1 pseudogene is annotated in these 204 nt (G+C 29.9%); it reads left to right on the forward strand.

The features are described from left to right. Nucleotides 1–204: pseudogene (locus ACX6CF_RS24515) on the forward strand (hypothetical protein); the annotation flags it as partial.

Here is a 204-nt window from a genome sequence, read left to right on the forward strand (position 1 = left end):
GTACTGAAAAATATTACAAAAAAACTTGAATACCAAAAAGGAAATATATTAATAGAGAAAGAAGATATAAAAAATCTATCTGCTAAAAAGATAGCTAAGAGATTAGCTGCGTTAAGTCAACATCATGGTTCTACTACTGATTTTACTGTAAAACAGCTCATACTATACGGTAGAATGCCTCACAAAAAATGGTATGAGCCTATG

The organism is Vallitalea sediminicola (genome assembly GCF_054408565.1).